The 24,519-nt window shown below is 70.6% G+C and carries 19 protein-coding genes; 13 read left to right on the top strand and 6 right to left on the bottom strand.

Annotation, left to right across the window (positions count from 1 at the left end; all coding sequences use genetic code 11):
• Positions 1 to 34: 34 nt before the first annotated feature.
• The 4 genes from OWM54_RS29505 to OWM54_RS29490 all read left to right on the top strand — a co-directional run bounded on the left by OWM54_RS29505 (position 35) and on the right by OWM54_RS29490 (position 6,021).
• A complete protein-coding gene (locus OWM54_RS29505) occupies positions 35 to 1,636 on the top strand; it encodes a serine/threonine protein kinase (RefSeq protein WP_223748403.1) in 1,602 nt (533 codons plus the stop codon).
• A 41-nt stretch (positions 1,637 to 1,677) separates the two neighbouring features.
• A complete protein-coding gene (locus OWM54_RS29500; protein ID WP_267701177.1) occupies positions 1,678 to 4,146 on the top strand; it encodes a TonB-dependent receptor domain-containing protein in 2,469 nt (822 codons plus the stop codon).
• Positions 4,143 to 5,396 carry a hypothetical protein gene (locus OWM54_RS29495; RefSeq protein WP_267699664.1) on the top strand — a complete coding sequence of 418 codons (1,254 nt, stop codon included), beginning with the start codon at positions 4,143 to 4,145 and terminating at the stop codon, positions 5,394 to 5,396. Before OWM54_RS29500 ends, OWM54_RS29495 begins: the two co-directional genes overlap by 4 nt.
• A gap of 142 nt (positions 5,397 to 5,538) precedes the next feature.
• Positions 5,539 to 6,021: a response regulator gene (locus tag OWM54_RS29490; protein ID WP_046715893.1), complete on the top strand. Its 483-nt coding sequence runs from the start codon at positions 5,539 to 5,541 to the stop codon at positions 6,019 to 6,021.
• A gap of 512 nt (positions 6,022 to 6,533) precedes the next feature.
• On the opposite strand, the gene OWM54_RS29485 is transcribed toward OWM54_RS29490, so the two are convergent.
• From OWM54_RS29485 to OWM54_RS29470, 4 genes are all read right to left on the bottom strand, one after another.
• Positions 6,534 to 7,160 (bottom strand): sulfite oxidase heme-binding subunit YedZ, encoded by a 627-nt coding sequence (locus OWM54_RS29485; RefSeq protein ID WP_267699663.1) that lies wholly within the window; start codon positions 7,158 to 7,160, stop codon positions 6,534 to 6,536.
• A gap of 4 nt (positions 7,161 to 7,164) precedes the next feature.
• The gene (gene msrP / locus OWM54_RS29480; RefSeq protein ID WP_267699662.1) at positions 7,165 to 8,154 is read right to left on the bottom strand and encodes a protein-methionine-sulfoxide reductase catalytic subunit MsrP; all 990 of its coding nucleotides are present in this window, start codon (positions 8,152 to 8,154) and stop codon (positions 7,165 to 7,167) included.
• Positions 8,155 to 8,160: 6 nt separating this feature from the next.
• Positions 8,161 to 8,937, bottom strand: coding sequence for a fatty acid desaturase (locus OWM54_RS29475; protein WP_267699661.1), 777 nt, complete (start codon positions 8,935 to 8,937; stop codon positions 8,161 to 8,163).
• Positions 8,938 to 9,016: 79 nt separating this feature from the next.
• Positions 9,017 to 10,741, bottom strand: coding sequence for a dipeptidyl-peptidase 3 family protein (locus OWM54_RS29470; protein WP_267699660.1), 1,725 nt, complete (start codon positions 10,739 to 10,741; stop codon positions 9,017 to 9,019).
• 178 nt (positions 10,742 to 10,919) lie between these two features.
• On the opposite strand from OWM54_RS29470, the gene OWM54_RS29465 reads away from it, so the two are divergent.
• From OWM54_RS29465 to OWM54_RS29455, 3 genes are all read left to right on the top strand, one after another.
• On the top strand, positions 10,920 to 11,720 hold the full coding sequence (locus tag OWM54_RS29465) for a carbohydrate-binding protein (RefSeq protein WP_267699659.1): 801 nt from the start codon (positions 10,920 to 10,922) through the stop codon (positions 11,718 to 11,720).
• A 148-nt stretch (positions 11,721 to 11,868) separates the two neighbouring features.
• The gene (gene htpG / locus OWM54_RS29460; RefSeq protein WP_267699658.1) at positions 11,869 to 13,836 is read left to right on the top strand and encodes a molecular chaperone HtpG; all 1,968 of its coding nucleotides are present in this window, start codon (positions 11,869 to 11,871) and stop codon (positions 13,834 to 13,836) included.
• A gap of 146 nt (positions 13,837 to 13,982) precedes the next feature.
• Complete coding sequence (locus OWM54_RS29455) at positions 13,983 to 14,918, top strand: hypothetical protein (RefSeq protein ID WP_267699657.1); 936 nt, start codon at positions 13,983 to 13,985, stop codon at positions 14,916 to 14,918.
• 185 nt (positions 14,919 to 15,103) lie between these two features.
• Here the strand turns inward: OWM54_RS29455 and OWM54_RS29450 are convergent, their stop codons facing one another.
• Positions 15,104 to 16,369: an NAD(P)/FAD-dependent oxidoreductase gene (locus OWM54_RS29450; protein ID WP_408889319.1), complete on the bottom strand. Its 1,266-nt coding sequence runs from the start codon at positions 16,367 to 16,369 to the stop codon at positions 15,104 to 15,106.
• A gap of 174 nt (positions 16,370 to 16,543) precedes the next feature.
• Here OWM54_RS29450 and aroF point away from each other — a divergent pair, with 174 nt between their 5' ends.
• From aroF to trpA, 6 genes are read left to right on the top strand one after another with little or no spacing between them, the layout of a single operon-like run.
• Positions 16,544 to 17,569, top strand: coding sequence for a 3-deoxy-7-phosphoheptulonate synthase (gene aroF / locus OWM54_RS29445; RefSeq protein WP_046715901.1), 1,026 nt, complete (start codon positions 16,544 to 16,546; stop codon positions 17,567 to 17,569).
• A gap of 6 nt (positions 17,570 to 17,575) precedes the next feature.
• Positions 17,576 to 18,592, top strand: a complete 1,017-nt coding sequence (trpD, locus tag OWM54_RS29440) for an anthranilate phosphoribosyltransferase (RefSeq protein ID WP_046715902.1) — start codon at positions 17,576 to 17,578, stop codon at positions 18,590 to 18,592.
• Between the two features lie 59 nt (positions 18,593 to 18,651).
• A complete protein-coding gene (locus OWM54_RS29435; protein ID WP_223748394.1) occupies positions 18,652 to 19,410 on the top strand; it encodes an indole-3-glycerol phosphate synthase TrpC in 759 nt (252 codons plus the stop codon).
• Positions 19,407 to 20,045 carry a phosphoribosylanthranilate isomerase gene (locus tag OWM54_RS29430; protein WP_267699656.1) on the top strand — a complete coding sequence of 213 codons (639 nt, stop codon included), beginning with the start codon at positions 19,407 to 19,409 and terminating at the stop codon, positions 20,043 to 20,045. Before OWM54_RS29435 ends, OWM54_RS29430 begins: the two co-directional genes overlap by 4 nt.
• A 5-nt stretch (positions 20,046 to 20,050) precedes the next feature.
• Entirely contained in the window at positions 20,051 to 21,256 is a 1,206-nt protein-coding gene (gene trpB / locus OWM54_RS29425; RefSeq protein WP_141333160.1) for a tryptophan synthase subunit beta, read from the top strand.
• The gene (gene trpA, locus OWM54_RS29420; protein WP_223748392.1) at positions 21,253 to 22,044 is read left to right on the top strand and encodes a tryptophan synthase subunit alpha; all 792 of its coding nucleotides are present in this window, start codon (positions 21,253 to 21,255) and stop codon (positions 22,042 to 22,044) included. Before trpB ends, trpA begins: the two co-directional genes overlap by 4 nt.
• A gap of 52 nt (positions 22,045 to 22,096) precedes the next feature.
• Here trpA and OWM54_RS29415 read toward each other — a convergent pair whose 3' ends face one another.
• Positions 22,097 to 24,499, bottom strand: coding sequence for a YfhO family protein (locus OWM54_RS29415; RefSeq protein WP_267699655.1), 2,403 nt, complete (start codon positions 24,497 to 24,499; stop codon positions 22,097 to 22,099).
• Between the last annotated feature and the right edge of the window lie 20 nt (positions 24,500 to 24,519).

Genomic DNA, 24,519 nt, shown 5'->3' with positions numbered 1-24,519 from the left:
GCGTCGTGTGCCTTCCCGGTCGGTGGGGGCAGACATGATTGAAAACAACGCCCCGACGAATGGCGCGCCGCCCGACATGGTGGATCCGCTGCTGGGGCGCGTCCTCAACGAGCGCTTCCGCATCCTGGAGACCCTGGGCGCCGGAGGCATGGGCCGCGTCTACAAGGCGGTGCAGGCGCCGCTGGACCGGCTGGTCGCGCTGAAGGTCCTCAATCCCCATTACAACGACGAGGGCAAGGACCCGGGCTTCCAGAAGCGCTTCTTCCTGGAGGCCAGCGTCACCGCGAAGCTGCGCCACCCCAACACCGTCACCGTCATCGACTACGGCAAGACGGACGACGGCATCTACTACATCGCGATGGAGTACCTGGACGGGCTCACGCTCGGCCAGCTGCTCACGCAGGTGGGCCCGCTGCCGTGGGCGCGCGCGCTCAACATCACGCAGCAGATCGCCCGCTCGCTGCGCGAGGCGCACAAGGTCGGCCTCATCCACCGCGACCTGAAGCCCGCCAACGTGATGGTCCTCAACCAGGAGACGGACCACGACATCGTCAAGGTGCTCGACTTCGGCCTGGTGAAGTCCTTCATCGGCGACGCGGACGTGCCGCAGGACACGTCGCTCACCCAGGCGGGCATCATCCTGGGCTCGCCGCAGTACATGGCGCCGGAGCAGGCGCGCAACGTCGCCGACCCGCGCAGCGACGTGTACAGCATGGGCGTGGTGCTCTATCAGATGCTGATGGGCCAGCCGCCCTTCCTGGCCGCGCAGAGCATCGACGTCATCGTCAAGCACATCAACGAGCCCCCTCCCGCCTTCGGCGCCGTCTGGGCCAGCCATGGCGTGCCCGCGGAGGTGGAGGCGCTCGTCATGAAGTGCCTCGCCAAGATTCCCTCCGAGCGCTACCAGTCCATGGACGAGGTGCTGGAGGCCATGCGCCGCCTGTCGCACGTGGTGGGCGTCAGCGGCGTCTTCAGCGGCCCGCGCCTGACGGGCACCGGCAGCGGTCCTCGCAGCGGCCCCATCAGCGGGCCGGTGAACGCCGCCGGCTCCGGCCCCAGCACCATGGCGCTGGACATCGCCGTGGAGGAGCCCGCCGCGAAGTCCGGCAAGGGCCTGCTGCTGCCCCTGGCCATCCTCGGCGGCGCCATCGTGATTGGCGGCGGGCTGTTCGCGGTGGCCATGATGATGCGCGAGCCCAAGCTCAAGCCGCTGCCGGCCAACGCCGTCCCCACCCAGGCCATGGCGCCCAAGGCGCCCCCCGCGCCCGAGAAGGCGCCCCCGGGGTCGACGGCCGTCGCCGTGGACGACGACCTGGCGCTGGCGCCGCTGGTGCCCGGCAACGCGCCCTCGGTGCTCTTCAAGATCGAGAGCGAGCCCATGGGCGCCCGCGTCCGCGCGGGGAACAAGGACCTGGGTGTCACCCCCGTGACGTACAAGGTGCGGCAGGACGGTGAAGGCAGGGCGAGCGCGGATCTGACCTTCACGCTGGAGGGCTACCAGCCCCTCACGGTGAAGGCCGAGGGCACCGGCACCGAACAGACCATCCGCCACAGGCTCAAGAAGAAGCCGACTGCGCCGGCCCGCCCCCAGCGGCCCGCTGAGTCGCGCGACAATTTCAAGGACAACCCCTACTAGTGAAACACTTCAAATCCCTTCGTCGAGTGGGCCTCGTGGCGCTGTGTCTTTGCGCGTCGCAGGCCCTGGCGGACGCACGCCTGGAAGCCCGTCGTCACTTCCGCACCGGCATGAGCCTCATCGCCCGGAAGGAGTACGACCAGGGCATCGCCGAGCTGGAGCAGGCGTACGCCATCAAGCCGCACCCCAACGTCCTCTTCAACATCGCGCGCGCGTACCAGGACGCGGGCCGCTCCGCGGAGGCGCTGGAGACCTACCGGCGCTACCTGGCGAGCAACCCGCCCGACGCGGCCACGGTGGAGACCACCGTCGCGGCGCTGGAGGCGAAGCAGCGCGAGGCGGAGGCCGCCGCCGCGACGGACACCTCCGCGCTGCCCATGCCGCCGCCGCCCGCGAGCGTCCAGTCCCAGCAGCAGCTGGCGGGGCTCCTGGAGCGGCTGGAGAAGGCCATCGAGCGCGCGGAGTCCATGCCCTCGGGCCCCGCGACGCCCGCGCCCTCCACGTACGTGCCCTCCGTGCTGCCCGGCGTGTCCGAGGCGGCCACGGGCGACGACGGCGCGGTGCCCTACGAGGAGCGCGTGGTGACGGCCAGCCGGCGCGCCCAGTCCTCGCTGGAGGCGCCCAACGCCACCACCGTCATCACCGCGGAGGACATCCGCCTGTCGGGCGCCACCAGCCTGCCGGAGCTCTTGCGGCGCGTGCCGGGCGCGGACGTGATGTCGCTGGGCATCGGCAGCGCCAACGTGTCCATGCGCGGCTTCAACCAGCGCATCGCCAACAAGGTGCTCGTGCTCGTCGACGGCCGCACCGAGTACCAGGACTTCCTCGGCCTGACGCTCTGGTCGTCCATCCCCATCGGCCTGGATGAAATCGAGCGCATCGAGGTCATCCGCGGCCCGGGCAGCGCGCTCTACGGCGCCAACGCCATGTTGGGCGTCATCAACATCATCACCCAGGCCCCCGGCTCCGGCCCCCGCGCGCGCTTCACCGTGACGGGCGGCACCGGCCACAGCGTGGCGGGCTCGTTCCTGAGCCACGGCAGCTCCGGGGCGCTGCGCTACCGCGCGTCGGTGGCGTACTCGCAGGCGGACAAGTGGAGCCGCGACTACGCCAGCGACCGGCCGGACATCGTGCTCAGGGACCCGGACCCGGACATCGGCATGCGCGGGGCCCGGGCCACGCTGTCCACGGTGTACAGCTTCGCGGAGGGCCGCACGGTGGGCCTGTCCGGCGGCGTGCACCGCTACGCGACGGAAATCTATCCGCTGGGCCTTCTGCGCAACTACTTCATGGACGGCCTCAACGCGTACGCCAAGGGCGACGTGGAGCTGGGGCCGCTGAAGCTCAAGACGTTCTGGAACCACATCTCCGGCAGCGCCGGTCCCCAGTACGAGCCCATCGGTCAGCGCTCGCTGGGCACGGAGGTCAGCTCCAACCTGTTCAACGCGGAGCTGCTCTTCGCGCGCGCCTTCCACCTGGGCGGCGAGCACCAGCTCAACGTCGGCGTGGAGGGCCGCCTCAAGCGCGTGGGCTGGGACTACCTGGGCCCCTTGCGTGAGGAGGTCCACGCCGCCGCCTTCGTGCAGGACGAGTGGCGGCTGGCGGACCCGCTGCGCCTCATCGCCAGCTACCGCGTGGACCGGCACCCGCTGCTGGACGGGGGCTCGCCGGGCCTGGCGCACTCGCCGCGCGTGTCCGCGCTGTTCATGCCCGTGGAGGGCCACGCGTTCCGCATCAGCGCGGCGTCCGCCTTCCGCGAGCCCACGTTCCTGGAGAGCTACACGCGGCTGCTCGTCCCCGTGCAGGGCGTCAACGGCGCCAGCGCGCTGACGACGGGCAACACGGCCCTGCGCCCCGAGCGCCTCACCGCCTTCGAGCTGGGCTGGCGCGGCGAGTCCGCGGAGCTGGGCATGGACTGGGACGTGGCCCTGTACCAGAACCGGGTGAAGGACCTCATCGGCCTGTCCAACTTCGAGCGGCTGCCGGTGGGCGAGTCCTACGACGCGGCCACGGGCAACTACCTCATCGGCCGCTCGCGCTTCGTCAACGAGGACTCCATCTACACCGCGCGCGGCGCGGAAGCCGGCCTCACGCTGGCCCTCATCGACGGCCTGGGCATCAAGGCGAGCGCCGCCTTCCAGACGGTCTCCTCGGACCTGGAGGACAAGGCGGAGTGCGGCCCGTGCAGCCAGGTGCCGCAGCTCAAGCTGTACGGCGGCGTCACCTACCGCACCCAGGCGGACCTCGAGTTCGGCGTGGACCTGGCCTACACCTCGTCCACGACCTGGATTGAGCGCGAGCCCGCGGCGGCGGACCCGACCCGCATCGAGCTGGCCTCCAACCCGCTGGGCGCCCACACCATCATCAACGCGCGCGTGGGCTACACGGCGGTGAAGAACCTGGTGGACGTGGCGCTCATCGGCAGCCAGCTGGGCGCCGCGCACTCCCAACACCCCTTCGGCAACCGCATCGAGCGGCGCGTCTACGCGACGCTGACGGTGACTCCATGAGCCGCACCTCCTCGTTCAAGCACTCCGCGCTCGTCGCGCTCGCCTCGTCCCTGCTCGTGCTGGGCTGTGAGTCCCCGTCCGTGGTCCCCACGGCGGACGGCCAGCAGGCCCTGCACACCGCCCGCATCGAGGGCAGCCTCGTCGTGCAGTCGACCCTCCGGGGCAACGCGGTGGTGTTCCTCTACGACGTGGAGAAGCGCCCGCTGCCGCCGCCCCAGGGCAGCGGTCGTCCGGTGGCCTTCACCGTCATCCCCGCGGCACAGCTGTTCGGCCCGGCGCTCGGCACCCACTCGCCCGGCCCCTTCACCGCGCCCTTCGCGTTCAGCCTGGTGGGCGCGGGCAAGTACATGCTGCGCGGCTTCATCGACGTGGACACCTGCGCGACGGGCGTCACGCCCTGCCACGTCCCCGACTTCAACCCCTGGTACGGCGTCACCAGCGAGCCCAACACGGGCGACATCGGCGGCGCCGCGGTGGACCTGACCAACGGCCAGCCGCTGGTCCTGGAGGTCACCAAGGACGAGGAGGGCCATCCGCAGCCGCTCACCAACGTCACGGTGAGCTTCTCGCAGGCCACCGCGCAGGTGCCGGTGGACCGGCCCGCCTTCCAGGTCACCGTCGCCGGCGGCGGAGACAACACCCTGGCGGCGGGCGGGCCCATGAAGGTGCTGCGGCTGACGCCGCAGGTGGTGGAGGCCAGCCCGGTGACGCAGCGGCCCAAGGCCTTCCTCGTCAGCTACGTGGACGCCAACCGCGACGGCGTGCCGGACGACGCCAACCGCGACGGGGTGCCGGATGTCTGGCCGCGCGTCGTGGTGCGCAAGCTGGCGGATGAGCCGGGCCTGCTCGAGGACAACGACAAGGACCGCGACAGCGTCCTCGACGCGGACGGCATCGACTACCTGCGCGCCGACGGCACCCGTGACGGCAGGCCGGACCTGGTGGTGCTCGCGGCGGGGCTGGTGATGGACCCCATCCTCGCGGCGCTGACGGATGAGAACGGCCAGCCGCGGATGACGCCCGTCCCCCTGGCGGAGCTCCAGGTGGCCGTGCAGCCCATCGCCCTGGATGCCAGCGACGCGGCCGCCCCGGCCCGCCTGGACGGGCTGCCGAAGGGCCGCTACTCCGTGGTGCTGATCCAATCCACGGGGCAGACGTGGCGGGTCCCCAACGAGCTCGCCCCGCCGCTGGCGGCGAGCATCGGGATTCCGGGCGTCGAAAGTCAGGCCTTCGTGCTTGAGGTCCCCTGAGCCCCACCTCGTGGCGCGCAAGGGTGTGCGACGCCCCACATCGGGAAAAAAGAGAGGAAGGACGGTGCTTTGACTTCGCCATGTCCTTCCGTCAACATGCTTGGGTCTGCAGGGGGACAGCCCCACCTGAGGTCGTGATCCGATGAAGGCCGGTACCCTTCCCTCCCCAGAGCCCGTTCCCAACCGCACCACGACGGACCCGGCGCGCCCTGGTGGAAGCCGGACCGCGACGGGCGGCGCGCCGCAGCGCGTGCTGCTGGTGGACGACAGCCGCTCCATCCGGACGCTGCTGAAGATCTACCTCATGGCGCGCAACTTCGAGTTCCTGGAGGCGGAGTCCGCCGAAGAGGGACTGAAGGTCGCCGAGGCGGAGGGCATCGACCTCATCCTCACCGACTTCCACATGGACGGGATGAACGGCGCCGACTTCGCGGCGCAGATTCGCGCCAACGCCAACCCCCGGCTGGCCAAGGTCCCCATCCTGATGATGACGGGTGACCCGAACGTCGCCGAGGTGCGCGCGCTGGGTCAGAAGGCCGGCATCAGCGCCTTCGTCCGCAAGCCGGTGAGCTGCGCACAGCTCATGACGCTGGTGGACACCATCCTCCCGCTGCCGCGCAAGTAGCACCTGGGGCCCCGTCCTCACGACGGAGCCCGAGCCGCAGAAGCAGCGCGAGCCCCTTGGCGGGTGGGCGCCTTCCTCCCGAGACCTCGCGAGCAGCACACCGGGCGAGCCGACCTTGCGTCAGGCTCCGAGCCACGGAAGCAGCGCGAACCCTTCAGCGGGTGGAGGCCTTCCTCCCGAGACCTCGCGAGCAGCACGACGGGCGAGCCGACCTTGCGTCAGGCTCCGAGCCACGGAAGCAGCGCGAATCCTTCAGCGGGTGGAGGCCTTCCTCCCGAGACCTCGCGAGCAGCACGACGGGCGAGCCGCCCTTGCGTCAGGCTCCGAGCCACTGAAGCAGCGCGAACCCTTCAGCGGGTGGACGCCTTCCTCCCGAGACCTCGCGAGCAGCACGACGGGCGAGCCGCCCTTGCGTCAGGCTCCGAGCCACTGAAGCAGCGCGAACCCTTCAGCGGGTGGACGCCTTCCTCCCGAGACCTCGCGAGCAGCACGACGGGCGAGCCGCCCTCACCTCACGCCGGGGTACGGGCCGCCGCAGCGGCGCGGGCCCGGCGTTTTCGCATCGCCTCACCCACGCGCACCGCGAAGAGCAGCGCGAGCACCGCGCCGTAGATGAGCGGCTCGGTGACGTCCTGCTTCACCCGCCACACGAAGTGCACCACGCCCAGCACCGCGGCCACGTAGGCCAGCCGGTGCAGGCGCTGCCAGCGCGGGAAGCCCAGCCTCCTCACCCAGCGGTTCGTGGACGTGACGGCCAAGGGCACCAGCAACACCCACGCGGTGAAGCCCACGGTGATGAAGGGCCGCTTCAGCACGTCCTCCCCCAGCGCCCGCCACGCCAGCCCCTGGTCCAGCACCGCGTAGGTGAGCAGGTGCGCGCACGCGTACGTGAAGGCCAGGAGCCCCAGCGTGCGGCGCACGCGCGCGGGCCACGTCCACCGCGTGAGCAGCCGCACGGGCGTACACGCCAGCGACGCCAGCAACATCACCAGCGCGAGCAGCCCCGTCTGGTTGAGCGCCGCCTCGATGGCGTTGGGCCCCAGTTGTCCCAGCGGTCCCTGCACGGCCAGGAGCGCCAGGGGCAACAGCCCGCCCACGGTGAGCGCGGGGTTCAGCCACGGATGAGGAGACGAGGCCATGGCGTCAGAAGTTCTCGCGCAGGTCCATGCCCGCGTAGAGGTGCGCCACCTGCTCGCCATAGCCATTGAACGGCAGCGTCGGCCGGCGCTCGAAATCGCCGATGCGCCGCTCGGTGGCCTGGCTCCAGCGCGGATGGGACACCGCGGGGTTCACGTTGGCGTAGAAGCCATACTCGTGCGGCGCCGCCATGTTCCAGGTGGTCAGCGGCATGGTGCGCGTGAGCGAGATGCGCACGATGGACTTGCCCCCCTTGAACCCATACTTCCACGGCACCACCAGCCGCAGCGGCGCCCCGTTCTGCGCCGGCAACTGCTTGCCGTACAACCCCATGGCCATGAACGTCAGCGGGTGCATCGCCTCGTCCAGCCGCAGCCCCTCCAGGTAGGGCCAGTCCAGCACCGGCCGCTTCTGTCCGGGCAGCTGCTCCGGGTCCATCAGCGTGGTGAACGTCACGTAGCGCGCGTGGCTGGTGGGCTTCACCCGGGACAGCAGCGCGGCCAGCGGGAAGCCCAGCCACGGAATCACCATGGACCAGGCCTCCACGCAGCGCATCCGGTAGACGCGCTCCTCCATCGTGAACCAGGACAACAGCTGGTCGATGTCCACCGTCTTCGGCTCGTGCACCTCCCCGTCCACGGTGACGGTCCACGGCCGGGGCTTGAGGTGATGCGCGAGCCGCGCCGGGTCGTTCTTGTCCAGGCCCAGCTCGTAGAAGTTGTTGTACGTGGTGACGTCCTCGTACGGGGTGCGAGGCTCGTCCGTGTCGAACTCACCCTTCGCCTTCACCACCGGCCCGGTGACGGCGCCCGCGTCGGGGACATACGCGTCCATGAAGCGGCGCTGCTTGCGGGTGAGCAGGTACAGGCCCCCCGCCACGGCGGCGGCCGTGCCCGTGAACAGGCCCGCGTTGCGCAGGAAGTCCCGGCGGCGCAGGTAGAGCCGTTCGGAGGTGATTTCGGAGCCGGGCGGCTCCACGGGCGGCTTGTCGCTCATGACCCTTTATAACGGCCCAGCGTCCCCGGCCGTTACATCGCCCGCCCGCTGCGGCACGGCGCGAGCATCCTTGACGCGCCACAGTCGCCACCAGGGCGTGCCGGGGGACTGGTGGTGCTCCCAGTGGTAGCCGAAGAAGTAGCAGGACAGCATGGCCCACACGTGGTTGCGCGGCAGCGTGCGCGCGTGGTGCGGCGCCATGTCCGGCGTGTCCGGGCGCCGGTGCGGCAGGTAGGTGCCGAAGTAGAACAGCTGCAACGTGCCCAGCACGGCCGGCACCACCCAGAAGACGAGCACGCGCGGCTGGGACACGCCCAGGAAGACGAGGATGTTGAACTTGGCCGCCATCACCCCCAGCTGCGGCAGCGTGGTGTAACGAACCATGAACGTCCCCAGCCACGGCCAGAAGGACTGGGTGCGGGCGGAGAAGTCCGGGTCGTCGTCGCCCGTGGGGTTCTGGTGGTGCGCGTGGTGGTTCAGCACCAGTCGCCGGTAGGACAGCCCCGCGAACAGGAAGCAGGCGAGCGTCCCCACCACCTCGTTCACCCAGCCCTGCCGGGCCACCGTGCCGTGCATGGCGTCATGGCCGGTGATGAACAGCCCCGTGCACAGCCACGCCTGGAAGGCGACGTGCATCCACGTGAGGGGCGAGTCCAGGGGCAGCCACCCCGGGGACATCAGCATCCACGTCAGGTGCGCGCCCCACGCGCCGATGATGACGAGCGCGATGACGACGCCCCAGGGGCCGAGCGGTGGTGCGCGATGACGGGCCGTGGTCTCCATCTCACCTGACTCATGGGGATGACGGCGCCGCCGCGCACGGGAAAGCACCCCGGCGCGGCGAGCGGGCCGTCGGCCGTGGCTACTTCCGCACGCCGGCGTCGGCCGCGGGGGCGGAGGCCTCGCGCACCAGTTCCTCCGCGGTGACGTAGCGCGGCTCGATGTCCACCGGCACGTCCTTGAGCCGCTCGAGCACCTTGCGCACCGGCGGACGAATCACGCCCATCTTCGCCAGGAGCGCCTCGGCCGCCTTGCGGTCACCCTTGGCCTGAATCTCCATCAGCTGCTTCGTCAGCGAGGTGACGGACTTCTTCATCGTCTCCGGCACCACGGAGAAGGTGCCGTCGGGGGCGACCTTCACCGCGCCGGTGTCCAGGAAGTGGTTGAGCTGCAGGGCCACGCCCTTGCCGTGCGCCTCGTCGATGCCGAAGCGGATGGAGCGGAACGCGGAGGCCAGGAACGTCGTGTACATGGTGCGGCCCATCGCCTTGTCGATGACGCCCGTGTCCATCAGCCGCTGCAGCGCCCACAGGCCGGAGATGTCCGCCTTGGCCTCCTCGAGCGCGCTGGAGGACACCTGGAGCGCCTGGCGCACCGTCGTCGCCTTGCCGCCCACGGTGATGTTGTGCGGCCCCAGCCCGTGCATCAGCTCGTGCATCAGGATGTGCGTGAAGAACGCGTCGAAGGCCACGTCCTGCTGGTCCTTGGCGGACAGCGCCACCTTGGCGATGGGCACCAGCACGCGCTGGAACTTGGCCTCCTGCACGTTCTTGAGCATCACACGCTTGGAGCCCATGGCCTCCGTGACGCGCTCGTCGTTGGGCAGGTTGTACGCGGCCGTCTGCACGCCCCGGTTGGCGTCACCCGCGGAGAACAGGCTGTTGACGACGCGGATGGGGGCCAGCGCGCCCAGCTTCGGGTTGCGCAGCTTCGCGTCGATGGGCAGGTGGTTCTCCAGGTCCTGCAGGTGGTCGCTGAACTTCGCGAGCTTCTGCGTCTCCGCGTCGTCGCGCAGGCCGACGAAGGCCTCGAACGCGGCCTTGTAGTTGAACCAGCCGTCCTCGTAGACCTCGTAGGGCCCCACGGTGGGCTCGATGCTCGCGTCCAGCTTCATCCACGCGACTTCGCTCGCGTAGTAGTCGTTCGAGCCGAACGCGTCCGCGCGCGACTCCAGGAACGCCTTGAGCGTGGGCTGCTTGGTCAGCTGCGCGGCCTCGCGGAACAGGCGCGCGGCCTCGGCCAGCTCCCCCTGGTACTCGATGCTGTACGGCACGGAGACGAACTTGCCGTCGGTGCCCCGGCGGATGGTGGTGTAGAAGCCCGTGGCCTCCTTCTGCTGGGCCTCCGGCAGCGACTTCACCCACGCCTCCACCTGCTCCTTGGTGGCGCCGGCCGGATAGAAGTTGCCGGCCTCCGGCTTCGCGGGCACACCCGGCAGGAACGGCCGCCCCTCGTCCAGGCTGTTCCACGGGCCCTTGTCCAACACGAACGCGTGCAGGCGCGCGCGGCCCAGCGGCGAGTCGTCTCGCGTGAGCCCCAGCAGCACCGTCTCGCTGCCCGCCCAGCGCTGGCGCAGGAAGAGCGCGTCCATCAGCTGCGAGGCCTGGACGATGCGCGCGAGCGCCTGCCGCTCGTTGGCGGGCAGCGCCTTCAAGTCCACCTTCAGCTCCACCGGGGCGAAGCGCGCGGTGAGGCGCTGCAGCTCGGCGGCGTCGGGCAGGGCGGCGGGGGCGGCGGCGTGCTCGGCGGCGAGGGCGGAGCCGGACAGCATCGCCGCACCGAGCACGGACAGGAGGGTTCGGTTCATGGCCCTTCCCTACCCCAACGTCGCGCCCCCTCCCAGCGCTCCCGTGCTCCTGTACGCATCGGAACATTCCAGCCACGACGGTTTGGCGGCGCGCGTCGGAGCCGGCTGACAACATGCGCAAGCCTGGATTTCCCGGGCAACCCAGGTGCCCCTCAACCCGGGCACGCGAGGACTTCTCATGACGACGACTCGAACCGACCCCCTGTCCCGCCGGGGCGCGCTGCCGGGGCTGCTGGTGGCCCTGTGCGTGGGGCTGTTCTCCTCCTCCGCGCTGGCGACGGACGAGGTGCGGCTGCTCAAGGCGGTGAGCACCGTGAGCAGCCGCTATGGGCAGACGTGGCAGGACGTGACCTACCTCCTGGTGGTGAAGAACCTGGCCTACGAGAAGCAGGTCGCCATCCATGACAAGCAGCCGGACGGGACGTGGCTCGACCTGGCGGCCAGCTACGCGGGCGACGCGGGCGCGGGCCACGAGCTGTGGAAGGTGACGCGGCAGTACCAGAGCTGGGGCACGTCCCCGCAGCCCACGCGGGACTTGGAGTTCGTGGCGAAGTACACGGTGAATGGCCAGACGTACTGGGACAACAACGGCGGGGCCAACTACCAGCTGGTGCGCACCAACGGGCCGCTGCTCCCGCGGGCCAACGTGCTGGTGGGCAGCAGCTACTGGCAGCCCACGGGTGAGGTGGACATCGGCATCGACGTGAAGAACCTCGCCTACACCAAGAGCGTCACGGTGGTGTACACGACGGACAACTGGGCCACGTCCCACGAGGTCGCCGCGTCCTTCGTCCCCGGCTACTCGGTGGGCTACGCGTACATCTCCAGCCCCAACGCGTACGGCGTGGAGCGCTGGCAGGCGCGCATCCCGGCCGTGTCCGGCACGCCGCTGTACTACATCCGGTACGAGGTGAACGGGCAGACGTACTGGGACAACAACTTCGGCTACAACTACCCGCCCATCTACCCTCCCCTCTAGCCCTCCCGAGGGCCGACCCGGGGGCCTGGCCGTCCAGCGCCGGGCCCGCCGGGGGCATTCGGGCGACGGCCCTCGACAGGCCGGTTTGCATGGTTATGGGGAGACGACGCTTCGCGCCCACACGGGGCGCCCCGGAGGCCTTGAACCCATGACCGTCGACGCTTCCCCCCAGCGGGAAACCCACGCCTTCCAGGCGGAGATCAACCAGCTCCTCAGCCTGGTCATCAACTCGCTCTACAGCCACAAGGAGATCTTCCTCCGGGAGCTGGTCTCCAACGCCTCGGACGCGCTCGACAGGCTGCGCTTCCGCGCGATTACGGAGCCGGAGCTGCTCGCGGACGCGCCGGAGCTGGAGCTGCGCATCATCCCGGACGCCCAGAAGAACACCCTCACCATCGAGGACACCGGCGTCGGCATGTCGCACGACGAGCTGGTGAAGAACCTGGGCACCATCGCCCACTCCGGTTCGCGAGAGTTCATCCAGGCGATGACCCAGCGCGGCCAGAAGGACATGCAGCTCATCGGCCAGTTCGGCGTGGGCTTCTACAGCGCGTACCTCGTCGCCGACCGCGTGGAGGTCGTCAGCCGCGCCGCCGGCAAGGACAGCCAGGCGTGGAAGTGGACGTCCGAGGCGCACGGCACCTTCACCGTGGAGCCCGCCGAGCGCGCGGCCCGGGGCACCTCCGTCATCCTCCACCTCAAGGAGGACCAGAAGGAGTTCCTGGACGAGTGGCGCGTGCGCTCGCTGATTACGCAGTACTCCGACTACGTCGGCCACCCCATCAAGCTCCAGGTGACCAAGACGACGGGCACGGGGGACGACGCGAAGACGGAGAGTTCGCTGGAGGTGGTGAACAAGGCGAGCGCCCTGTGGCAGCGCTCCAGGTCGGACATCACCGACGAGCAGTACCAGGAGTTCTACAAGCACCTGACGCACGACTGGGAGAAGCCGCTCGCGTGGACGCACTTCAAGGCGGACGGCAACCAGCAGTTCACCGGGCTGCTCTTCCTGCCGAAGAACCCGCCGTTCGACCTGAACGCGCAGCAGCAGCGCGGGGTGCGGCTGTTCGTCAAGCGCGTGTTCATCATGGACCGCTGCGAGGAGCTGGTGCCGCAGTGGCTGCGCTTCGTGCGCGGCGTCATCGACTCGGATGACCTGCCGCTCAACGTGTCGCGCGAGCTGCTGCAGGACTCGCAGGTGGTGCGCGCCATCCGCAAGCACGTGGTGAAGAAGTCGCTGGACCTGCTCGAGAAGCTCGCCAAGGACAAGCCCGAGGACTACACGACGTTCTGGAAGGCCTTCGGCACGGTGCTCAAGGAGGCGCTGGCCACCGAGGCCGAGCACAAGGACAAGGTCGGCGGCCTCTTGCGCTACGAGAGCTCGCGCGACGAGGGGCTCACGTCCCTGGCGGACTACGTGTCGCGGATGAAGGAGGGCCAGGAGGCGCTCTATTACATCTACGGCGAGTCCCGAAAGGCGGTGGAGGACAGCCCGCACCTGGAGGCGCTCAAGCAGCGCGGCTACGAGGTCCTCTTCATGACGGACCCGGTGGACGAGTGGGCGGCGCAGGGCCTGCGCGAGTTCCAGGGCAAGCCCCTGGTGTCCGCGCTCCAGGCGGACCTGAAGCTGCAGTCCACGGACGAGCAGAAGAAGGAGCACGAGGAGAAGAGCGAGGGGCTCAAGGGGCTCACGTCGCGGATGAAGGACGTGCTGCAGGACTCGGTGCGCGAGGTGCGCGTGTCGGACCGGCTCACGGACTCGCCGGTGTGCCTGGTCGTCCCCGAGGGCGGCTCGCCCGCGTACCTGGAGCGGCTGCTGCAGCAGCGGGGTAAGGGAATGCCGAGGGTGAAGCGCATCCTCGAGGTCAATCCCAAGCATCCGGTCATCGAGCACCTGAAGACGCTCCACGCCCAGGACCCGGCCCAGGCGCAGGTGGCCGAGTGGATCGAGCTCTTGCATGACCAGGCGCTGCTCACCGAGGGCAGCACCATCTCCGACCCGAACCGCTTCGCGCGCCGGCTGACGACGCTGCTCACGCAGGTGGCGGGGCAGGCGGTGAAGGCGCCGGTGCCCGACGCGCCGAAGCCGGAGGCCCCGGCGCAGGCCGCGAGCTAGGGCACGGTACTGGGGTGAAAGGGCCTCCACTCGCGACGGGTGGAGGTCCTCGGGCACCGGGCGCGGGAGGGTCCTTTCGCCGCCTTTCGCGCGATTCGCCGGCGCACAATTAGACAGCCTTGTGAGCGATAGGGAATGATGGCTGGATGTCCCAGACCTCCTTCGCCGTCTTCACTTGCGACATCCTCCCGACGGCGGACGCCTCTGTCCGCTCCGCCATCCAGGGAGTGGTCCGCGCGGAGCTCAGCAAGCCCCACCGTCGCGTGCGTCAGCCGCTCGGCAACCAGTGGCTGGTGCGCTTCGACGACGGTGGCTTCAATGCCTTCGTGCTGGTGCTGAGCACGCTGCGCGCGCGCTACCCGGAGTCCTTCCGCTACCTGGTCGTCGGCTGGAACGACATGGGCTCGGTGGCGCTCTATCCGTTGGGTGGAGCGACGCCCACGACGCTGAGCCTGGTCACCGCGATGGCCGCCGTGGCCTCGGGCGCGGACGAGCTGGCGGCGCCGCTGCTGCTCGCCTCGGGCCCGCTCACCGCGGACGACTTCCCGCTGCAGTGGGCGGACGAGGCCGGTGAGGCGCAGAGCCTCCTGGGCGCGTCGGCGCGGGCCCGGCGCGTGGCGACTCCCGGTCCTCGTCGGAGCGTGACTCGGAGGGCCCGTGCGGCAGCGCCCGTCATCAGCGCGGCGCCCGTGCAGGCCGAGGTGGTGGTGAGCGCGGTCGAGGTGGCGCCCGCGCCCGTGGTGAGCGAGGCCCCCGCGACGGAGGCCACCGCGGCCACGAGCGGCGGACGCAAGGGTGCGCGTCGCAAGGGCGCGCGCAAGGCCGGTACGGCGCGGGCGAAGAAGGCCGCGGGCGGCAAGGCGCGTGGGAAGCAGGCCGCCAAGGTGGCCCGGACGGAGCGCACGGAGGAGGCCGCGAAGCGTCGGCGTCCCACCGCGACGAGCAAGCGGACCGGTGGCAAGCGCCGGGGCACCGCGGTCAGCGCGAAGCGCTCCACTTCGGGCAAGCCCAAGGCGTCCAAGGCGAAGGCCAAGACCGCTCGCGCGGCGACGAAGCGCAAGGGCAAGAAGGGCGCTCGCTGAAGCGAGGTCCGTGACGCCGCGCGCGGCTGACGTGCGCGGCGGCTTGCTTCACAACCGACGGTGGCTTCATGCGCTGGAGAGCCGGGCGCGCCTCCATGGTGTGCTCTCCGCGCGGCACCTTCGCGTTCACTCGCACCATTCGCGGCGCATCGCGCAGGGATGCTTCGCCGCGCGAGCCCACCCCATCACAACCCCATGTCGAGCAGCACCGCCTCCGCCGCGCGCCGCCCCGAGCCGAGCGCGCCATGGATGGACGCGCTGTCCCGGTGGTCACCACACACGTAGAGCCCCGGTGACAGTCGCACCGGCCGATGCGGCGGCTCCAGCGCGGCCACCGTCTGCGCCGGCAGCGCGAACGGCAGCGAGTACGTGCGCAGGTGCCGCCAGTCCGCCACCGCGGCGCCGAACCACTCCGCCAGCTCCACGCACACCTGCTCGCGCAACGCGGCCTCATCCGAGTGCACGCCCAGCACCGACACGGACACGAGCGCCTGTCCCGGGGGCGCATACGCGGGCGACACCTCGCTCATCACCGCGACGTTGTTCACCACGCCCTTCCCGTCACCATTGAGCAGCAGCCACGGCCCCTCCACCGGCGGCTCCGGCGCGGCGAAGTACAGACACGTCACCGCGTTCATCATCGGCACCGGCATCCCGGGGAGCAGCCGCGCCGCGGCCAGCGGGTCCGTGGCCACCACCACCGCCTTCGCCCCCAGCATCTCCCCGTCCTCCAGTCGCACCCGGTGGCCCCACACATCGGCCACGGGTGCATGCCTCCTCAGCGCGACAGGAGGCAGCTTCGCGGCGAGCTGCTCCGCAATCACCCCCATCCCCTGCTCCGGCACCCCGGCCTCGCCCGAGGCGAACATCCGGAAGACGAACTCGAGGAAGCGACTGGACGTGTTCAGCGAGCGGTCCAGGAAGACGCCCGCGAGGAAGGGCCGCAGGAAGCCCTCCACCATCTCCTCCGTGAAGCCCAGCTCCTCCAGGTAGCGCCGCGAGGTGCGCTGGGGACGCAGCCACACGTCCTCGTCCTCGCCCGAGCGCGAGAGCTGCCGCAGCTCCAGCACACGCAGCTTGTCGCCGAACGTCCCGGGCACGTCGAGCAGGTGCGAGAGCGCCGTCACCGGCTGACGCAGCGGGTCCGCCACCGTGCACAGCCTCCCCTGTCGCCACACCTTCGCGCCCGGCATGAAGCGCCGCAGCCGCAGCGCCTCCAGGTCGAGCAGCTTCCGCCCCTCCGGGTAGGCCGTCAGGTACACCTGGAACCCACGGTCCAGCAGGAAGCCCTCATGAGCATCCGTGCGGACGCGGCCACCGGGAGCATCCCCGGCTTCCAGGACCACCACTTTCAAGCGGGATTGGACGAGCGCTCGCGCGCACGCCAGCCCCGCGAGACCCGCGCCCACGACGATGACGTCCGGGTTCGACACGCGCTCTCCCACATCCACGCTGGCTCCCCTCCATGCTGGTGCGGCGAGCGCGCGGGCCGCAACCAGTACCGTCGTCCGGGTTGCTCGGGAGCGAACACTTGTGCAGAACTGGGAGGCGAGGCGCCACATGCAAGAGCCTCGAAACGCCGGGCTTCCCGGCGTCACCTGAGTGGAGAGAAGGCGGGTTACCCCATGTTGATCGTGATGCGACCAGACGCGACGGCCCAGGACATCGAGCGTGTGAACGACGAGATCCGCCGCCGTGGCTGGCAACCGCACGCGATTCCAGGGGGCACTCGCACGGCCATCGGCATCACCGGCAACCCCGGCGCGGTGGAGCCCGAACCCTTCCGAGTGCTGCCCGGCGTCGCGGACGCGGTCTCCATCTCCCAGCCGTTCAAGCTCGTCAGCCGTGAGGTGAAGCCGGACGACACGCAGCTGCGCGTGGGCAACCTCACCATCGGCGGCGCGTCCTTCCACGTCATCGCCGGGCCGTGCTCGGTGGAGTCGCGCGAGCAGATTCTGTCGACCGCGCACGCGGTGAAGAAGTCGGGCGCCACCATGCTGCGCGGCGGCGCGTTCAAGCCGCGCACCAGCCCCTACGAGTTCCAGGGCCTCAAGGGTGACGGCCTCGCGCTCTTGGCCGAGGCGCGCCAGGAGACGGGCCTGCTCGTCACCACCGAGGTGAAGGACACCGCGACGCTGGACGCGGTGGCGGACGCCACGGACATCCTCCAGATTGGCGCGCGCAACATGCAGAACTTCAGCCTGCTGGAGGCGGTGGGCGAGCGGCGCAAGCCCGTGCTGCTCAAGCGCGGCATGAGCGCGACCATCAAGGAGCTGTTGATGGCGGCCGAGTACATCGTCGCGCGCGGCAACACCCAGGTCATCCTCTGCGAGCGCGGCATCCGCACGTTCGAGACGATGACGCGCAACACGCTGGACCTGAACGCCGTGCCCATGCTCAAGCAGCTGTCGCACCTGCCTGTCTTCGTGGACCCCTCGCACGGCATCGGCGTGCGCAAGGCGGTGCCGGCGATGATGCGGGCGGCGGTGGCGGTGGGCGCCGACGGCATCATCGTGGAAGTGCACCCCGACCCGCCGCGCGCGAAGTCGGACGGCGCCCAGTCGTTGGACTTCTCCGAGTTCGACAAGTCCATGAACGAAGTGCGGGCGATTGCACAGGCCATGGGCCGTGAAGTCGTGCGGTTGGGATAGCGCGCGATGACCCTCAAGGAAGCGCTGGGCAAGGTGGTGGGCCGGCGCGACCTCACCCGCGAGGAGATGGCCCGGGTCATGGGCCTGATGCTCGCGGGCGAGGCTTCGCCTGCTCAAGTGGGGGCGCTGGCGACGGCGCTCAAGATGAAGGGTGAGACCGAGGACGAGATCCTCGGCGCCGCGGAGGCCATGCGGGCCTGCGCGGCGAAGCTGTCTCCGCGCGCGCAGGTGGTGCTCGACACCTGCGGCACGGGCGGGGACGGCGCGCACACCTTCAACATCTCCACCGCGGTGGCCTTCGTGGCCGCCGGGGCGGGGGTGACGGTGGCCAAGCACGGCAACCGCGCGGTCTCCAGTCGGTGCGGCAGCGCGGACGTGCTCGCCGCGCTGGGTGTGTCCATGGAGCGGCCGCATGAGCGCGTCGCGCTCGACATCGACGAATACGGCGTGGGGTTCCTCTTCGCGCCCTCGCATCACAGCGCGCTCAAGCACGTGGCGCAGGCCCGGCGGGACATGGGCTTCCACAGCATGTTCAACCTGCTGGGACCGCTGACCAACCCGGCCGGCGCGCGCTATCAGCTGTTGGGGACGTTCGACGGCAAGCGCGTGGAGCAGACGGCGCGAGTGCTGGGGCGATTGGGCAGTCGGCGCGCGTGGGTGGTGCATGGCCACGACGGGCTGGACGAAATCTCGCCCTGCGCGCCCACCGAGGTGGCGGAGCTGCGCGAGGACGGCACCGTGCGCTGCTTCACGGTGAGGCCCGAGGACGCGGGGCTCGAAGTGGTGCCGCGCGAGGCCATCGCTGGCGGTGACGCGGACGAGAACGCGAAGCGGCTGCGCTCGTTGCTGGACGGTGAGCGCTCCGGGCTGCGCACGGCGGTGCTGCTCAACGCGGCGGCGTCGCTCGTCGTGGTCGGGCAAGCGAACGACTTGCGCGAGGGCGTGAAGAAGGCGGAGCACGCCATCGACTCGGGCGCGGCGTCGCGCAAGCTCGCCTCGCTCATCCATGGGGCCGTGTCGTGAGCGGGGGCCAGCGCGGTAGCACGTCGTCTCCGGTCGCGCCGGGGACGCTGGACCTCATCATGGCGCGCAAGCGACGGGAGCTGGCGGAGCGGCCTCCCCTGTCGCCGCGCCCCCGTCCCGAGCCGCGTGACTTCGCGGGCGGCCTGCTGCGACGAGCAGCCGGGCGTCCCGTGAGCGTCATCGCGGAGGTGAAGCGCAAGAGTCCGTCTGGCGGGGCGTTTCCGCACGCGGACGTGGTGGCAGTGGCGAGGGCTTACGAGGCCGCGGGCGCCAGCGCCATCAGCGTGCTGACGGATGGGCCGGACTTCGGAGGCGCGCTGGAGGACCTCGTCGCGGTGCGAGCCGCGGTGTCGGTGCCGGTGCTGCGCAAGGACTTTCTCGTCGCGGCGCGCGAGGTGGAGGAGAGCGCGCTGTGGGGCGCGGACGCGGTGCTGCTCATCGCGGATGCGCTGGAGGACGGTGAGCTGCGCGAGATGCTGGCCACGGCGCGCGCGGTGAACGTCGCCGCGCTGGTGGAGGCGCACACGGAGGCGCACGCCGAGCGGGCGCTGGCGGCGGGCGCGGAGCTGGTGGGCATCAACAACCGGGACCTGGCCACGTTGAAGACGGACGTGGGCACGGCGCTGCGGGTGATGCCCAGGCTGCGCTCGCGGGCCCGCGTGCTCGTGGCGGAGAGCGGGCTCAAGTCGGTGACGGAACTGGTCGCCGCGCGAGAGGCCGGCGCCGACGCGGTGCTGGTGGGCGAGTCGCTCCTGCGCGACGCGGAGCCGGGACGGGCGCTCACGCGGCTGCTCGGACAGGAAGGCACGCCGCCGTGAGTGTCCGGGTGAAGGTGTGTGGCGTGACGCGGCTCGAGGATGCTCGGGCCGCGTGGGACGCGGGGGTGGACGCGCTCGGGCTCAACTTCTATCCGCCCTCCCCCCGGTATCTGGACCTGGCCACGGCGGCGAAGCTCGGGCGCACGCGGCCGCCCCTGGGGGCGCTGATTGGCGTGTTCGTCAACGCGGCGGCGGAGGACATCCGGCGGGCGGTGACGGAGTGTGGCCTCACGGCCGTGCAGCTCCATGGGGACGAGCCACCGGAGGCCTGCTCGGGGTTCGGGGTGCCGGTCATCAAGGCGCTGCGGGTGCGCGGCGCGGATGACGTGGCGCGGGCGCGGGCGTACGTGGGGGTGGGCGACGTGACGGGGCTGCTGCTGGACGGGGCGGCGCCGGGGTACGGCGGTGGGGGCGTGGGGTTCGACTGGTCGCTGGTGGCGGGAGTGTCGGGCAGCGGCGTGCCGGTGTTGGTGGCGGGAGGGCTGAGGCCCTCCAACGTGGCGGAGGCGGTGCGCGCGACGCGGCCTTACGGAGTGGATGTGGCCAGTGGGGTGGAGTCGGCCCCGGGCATCAAGGACATGGACGCGGTGCGCGCCTTCGTGCGGTCCGCGAAGTCCATCAACCTCTGGGAGTGACAGGGATGAACACGGAGACTTCCACCGGCCGCTTCGGCCGCTTCGGTGGGCGCTACGTGCCGGAGACGCTCGTCCCGGCGCTGATGGAGTTGGAAGAGGCGTACACGGCCGCCAGGGCGGACCCGACGTTCGACGCCGAGGTGGCGCGGGTGCTGCGTGAGTTCGTGGGTCGGCCCACGACGCTGACGCCGGCGCGCCGGCTCACCGAGGCGTGGGGCGGCGCGAACGTGTGGCTCAAGCGCGAGGACCTGGCGCACACGGGCGCGCACAAAATCAACAACACCGTGGGCCAGGTGCTGCTCGCGAAGCGGATGGGCAAGAAGCGCATCATCGCGGAGACAGGCGCGGGCCAGCACGGCGTCGCGACGGCCACCGCGTGCGCGCTCTTCGGGCTGCCGTGCGAGGTGTACATGGGCGCGCTGGACGTGGAGCGGCAGGCGCTCAACGTCTTCCGGATGCGGGCGCTCGGCGCGGTGGTGCGGCCGGTGGAGTCGGGCTCGCGGACGCTGAAGGACGCGATGAACGAGGCGATGCGCACGTGGGTGTCGCAGGTCTCGGACACGCACTACGTCATCGGCAGCGCGGCGGGGCCGCACCCGTATCCGTCGGTGGTGCGCGACTTCCAGTCCATCATCGGGAAGGAGCTGCGCACGCAGGCGATGGCGGCCTTCGGCCAGTTGCCGGATGCGATTGTCGCGTGTGTGGGCGGCGGCTCGAATGCGATTGGCGTGCTGCATCCGTTCATCGGCGACGCGAGCGTGCGGCTCATCGGCGTGGAGGCGGGTGGGCACGGGCTGGACTCGGGCCAGCACGGGGCGTCGCTGACACTGGGGACGGAGGGCGTGTTGCATGGCTCGCGCTCGCTGGTGCTCCAGGACGCGGACGGACAGATTCAGGAGGCGCACAGCATCAGCGCGGGTCTGGACTATCCGGGCGTGGGGCCGGAGCTGGCGCACCTGGCGAAGATTGGGCGGATGGAGGTGCGCACGGCGACGGACGACGAGGCGTTGGCGTCGTTCTACGAGGTGGCGCGCATGGAGGGCATCCTCCCGGCGCTGGAGACGTCGCATGCGTTCGCGCGAGGCCGGGAGCTGGCGCGGGAGCTGGGGGCGGGCAAGTACCTGGTCATCAACTGCTCGGGTCGAGGGGACAAGGACGTCGCGACGATTTCGGCGCGCGGGGTTCCGCCGGCGGTGGGGGTGAAGGCGTGAGCGGCGAAATCGCGAAGGCGTTCGCGCGGGCGAAGGCTCGGGGCGAGGGCGCGCTGGTGGCGTACGGGATGGCGGGAGACCCGGACCTGGCGCGCTCGGTGGAGGTCTTCACTGCGATGGTGGAGGGAGGCGCGGACATCCTCGAGGTGGGCGTGGCGTTCAGCGACCCCATCGCGGACGGGCCGGTCATCCAGGGTGCATCGGAGCGCGCGTTGAAGGCGGGCTCCACGCTCAAGCGGGTGCTCGACGAGGTGGTGCCGGAGGTGCATCGGCGCTGTCCGGAGACGCCGCTGGTCATCATGACGTATGTGAATGTCATCATGGCGATGGGCGAGGAGCGGTTCGCGAAGCTGGCGCGGGAGCGCGGCGTGTCGGGAGCCATCCTGCCGGACCTGCCGCCCGAGGAGAGCGGGGCCTTGCGCGCCACGTTCGACGCGGCGGGCGTGGACTTGATTCCGCTGTGCGCGCCGACGACACCGCGTGCGCGAGCCGAGGCCATCGCGAAGGACGGGCGCGGCTTCGTGTACTGCGTGTCGGTGGCCGGAGTGACAGGCATGCGCGCGGAGCTGCCACCGGACCTGTCACAGCGGTTGGACCTGGTGCGCAAGGCGTCGCCGGTGCCGGTGGTGGCGGGCTTCGGCATCTCCAGCGCGGAGCAGGCGCGGACGCTGTCGGCGCACGCGGATGGCGTGGTGGTGGGCAGCGCGCTCGTCCGGGCCGCGCACTCGGATGGACCGCAGGCCGTCAAGGCGCTGTGCGCGGACATCAAGCGCGGCTTGAAGCGCTGAGGTCGAGCGGGACACGGGCACGGAAGCACCACTCCGTGCTCCGTGACCCTTCTCACGAAGCTTCACGCGGCCGACGCACCACCGCGAACCCGAGCAGTCCCAGGAACGTCATCGCGGAGACGCCCAGTCCCCACCGCGCGGCAACATCCCGATAGGTCAGCGTCACCCGATGTCGCCCCGCCTTCACGGGCACGGCGCGCACAGCGACGTTGGCCGGAAGAATCGGCGTCTCCACTCCATCCACCGTCGCCGTCCACCCAGGGAACCACGCGTCGTTCACGATGAGCACCGCGTCGCGAGGACTCTCCACCTCGAACTCCAAGGTCTCCGCCTCGTAGCGCTCGACCTTCACCTGTCCCCCCACGGGAGACGTGTCCCCGGACGCAAGCCCGGCCCCACCCTCGCCACACTCGACCAGCGCCACCTGCCCGGCACGCACGAGCGGGTCCGCCAGTCCCGGCATCGCCGCCTCGTACGACTCGACACAGCGCGCATTCGCCAGGAACGCCCGAGGCAGCACCTCCGGGTGCTCCACCAACACCGCCTTGATGGACCGGTCCGTGACCGCGTTCTTCTTCCCAGCCGCCTCCAGCACCTGCCACTCCACGAGCGGATGCACCGAGTACGCGACGGAGAACAGCGGCGCGCGCTCCAGGAACCACGGCGTCACATCCCAGACGACCGCACGCACCCGTCGACTCGTGGCGGGCAGGGTTCCATCCGCGCTCTCCATGCCCCACAGCCCCGGCGTGTCCGGCATGAGCGTCTGCGCCGCGACCAGCGAGCGCCACTGCCGAGCATCCATCCCCGGGATGAGCGACGTCACGCCAGCGACGTCGTAGTGCGAGGCCACCCGGATGGGCACCCGTGAATCCTCGCGAGGCTGCGAGAGGATGTGCTCGGCGAACGGAGGCGGCGTGGACAACACCTCCGGCGTGAGCAGCTCGTAGCTCCCGAACCCCACCACGAAGCCCGACACGAACTGCGTCACCAACAACACCCCGGCGCTCCCACGCGTCCACAGCACCCCACCCACACAGAGCACCGCGCTCACCAGCGCCACCCCAGAGACGAGCACGAACTGCCGCGACAGCAGCTCGCGCAGCTCCCCGGGCATCTCCGGCCAGCGAGGCACCAGCAGCAACGCGGTGAACCCCCGCCCCAGGGACTCGCCCACGATGAGCACCAGACACCCCACGCCCACCGCCGCCGCGAGCCGAAGGAACACCCGCCGGCCCTCCCCCTCGAACACGTGCTTCCACCCCAGGGCCGCCAGGAAGCAGACCCCCAGCCCGAGGAACGGAACGAGCTTGGTCGGATAGCGAAACACGCGCCAAGGAGGCACCCACGTGTACAGGGCCTCGTAGAGCGGCAGCGCGGGCCCCAGCGACAGCCCCAAGACGAACAGCCACACGCCGCCCCAGAGCCACAACCTCCGGGAGCGGCGATTCAACCAAGCCGCCACCCCCGCGAGCAGCAGCACGGGAACACCCAGATACAGAGAGCCCACCCAGAAGCTCGCGTATCCCGAGGGCGCCAATTTGGTGACGATGGCCAGCGTCACGTCCGGACGCTCGTCCGGCATCTCCAGATAGGCCCCCAGCAACGGCTCGAGCAGCCGCAGCGGGTGCACCGCGTACTCCTGCGCGATGTCGAGCGTCCTGCCACCCGCCTGAGCCGTCCCCATCAACGCCGCGGACGAGAACAACTGCGGCGAGGCCAGCAACGTCCCCACCCCCAGCACTCCCAACACGGACACGAGCCGGGCCCGCCGCGACTCCACGGGCGAGGAGAGCGCCAGCAACACCACCAACCCATACGTCACGCAGAACGCCTGCACGTCCCCCGCGAGCAGCACCAGCGCCAGCAACACCCCCGCGGCCAGCAACCTCCCCGCCCCCGGCACGCGGAGCTGACGCTCCGTGGCCCACAGCGCCCACGGCACCGTGGCCGCGGCCATCAGGTAGCAGAGATTGTTGGTGATGCAGACCAGGTAGCCGCTGAAGGCATACGCCATCCCCGCGAGGAACGCCCCCGCGCGAGGCACCTCCCACAACCGCGTCAGCGCATACACCCCCAGCAGCGCGACCGGGAAGCACAGCAGGATGTTCGCGTTGAAGGCGTGGTTCAGCGAGAGCAGCAGGTACAGCAGCTTGCTCGGATGGAAGGGCGCGACGACCAGCGTGCCCGCGAAGGGCTGACCGAAGCCATCCAGCGTCAGCCACTCCGGAATCCGCCCGCCCAGCACCGCCTCGCGCCAGTAATGGAACGCCGGCAGGTAGACGTACAGTGAGTCGCGCGCGCTGAACATCTCGCCGGTGGCGAACACCCGGGAGAAGTAGAGCGCTGTCAGCGCCGACGCACAGGCCACCAGCAACAAGCACTGGGACACCCGCGCGTCACGCGGCGGAACACTCGGAGGCAGGGCGGGGGCAGGAGGCTCTGGAGAAGACACGCGAGCCCCGAGCATACCCA

Source organism: Myxococcus sp. MISCRS1 (genome assembly GCF_026626605.1).
In the GTDB taxonomy this organism is placed as follows: Bacteria; Myxococcota; Myxococcia; order Myxococcales; family Myxococcaceae; genus Myxococcus; species Myxococcus fulvus.
This window is presented reverse-complemented; position numbering and strand designations above follow the sequence as displayed.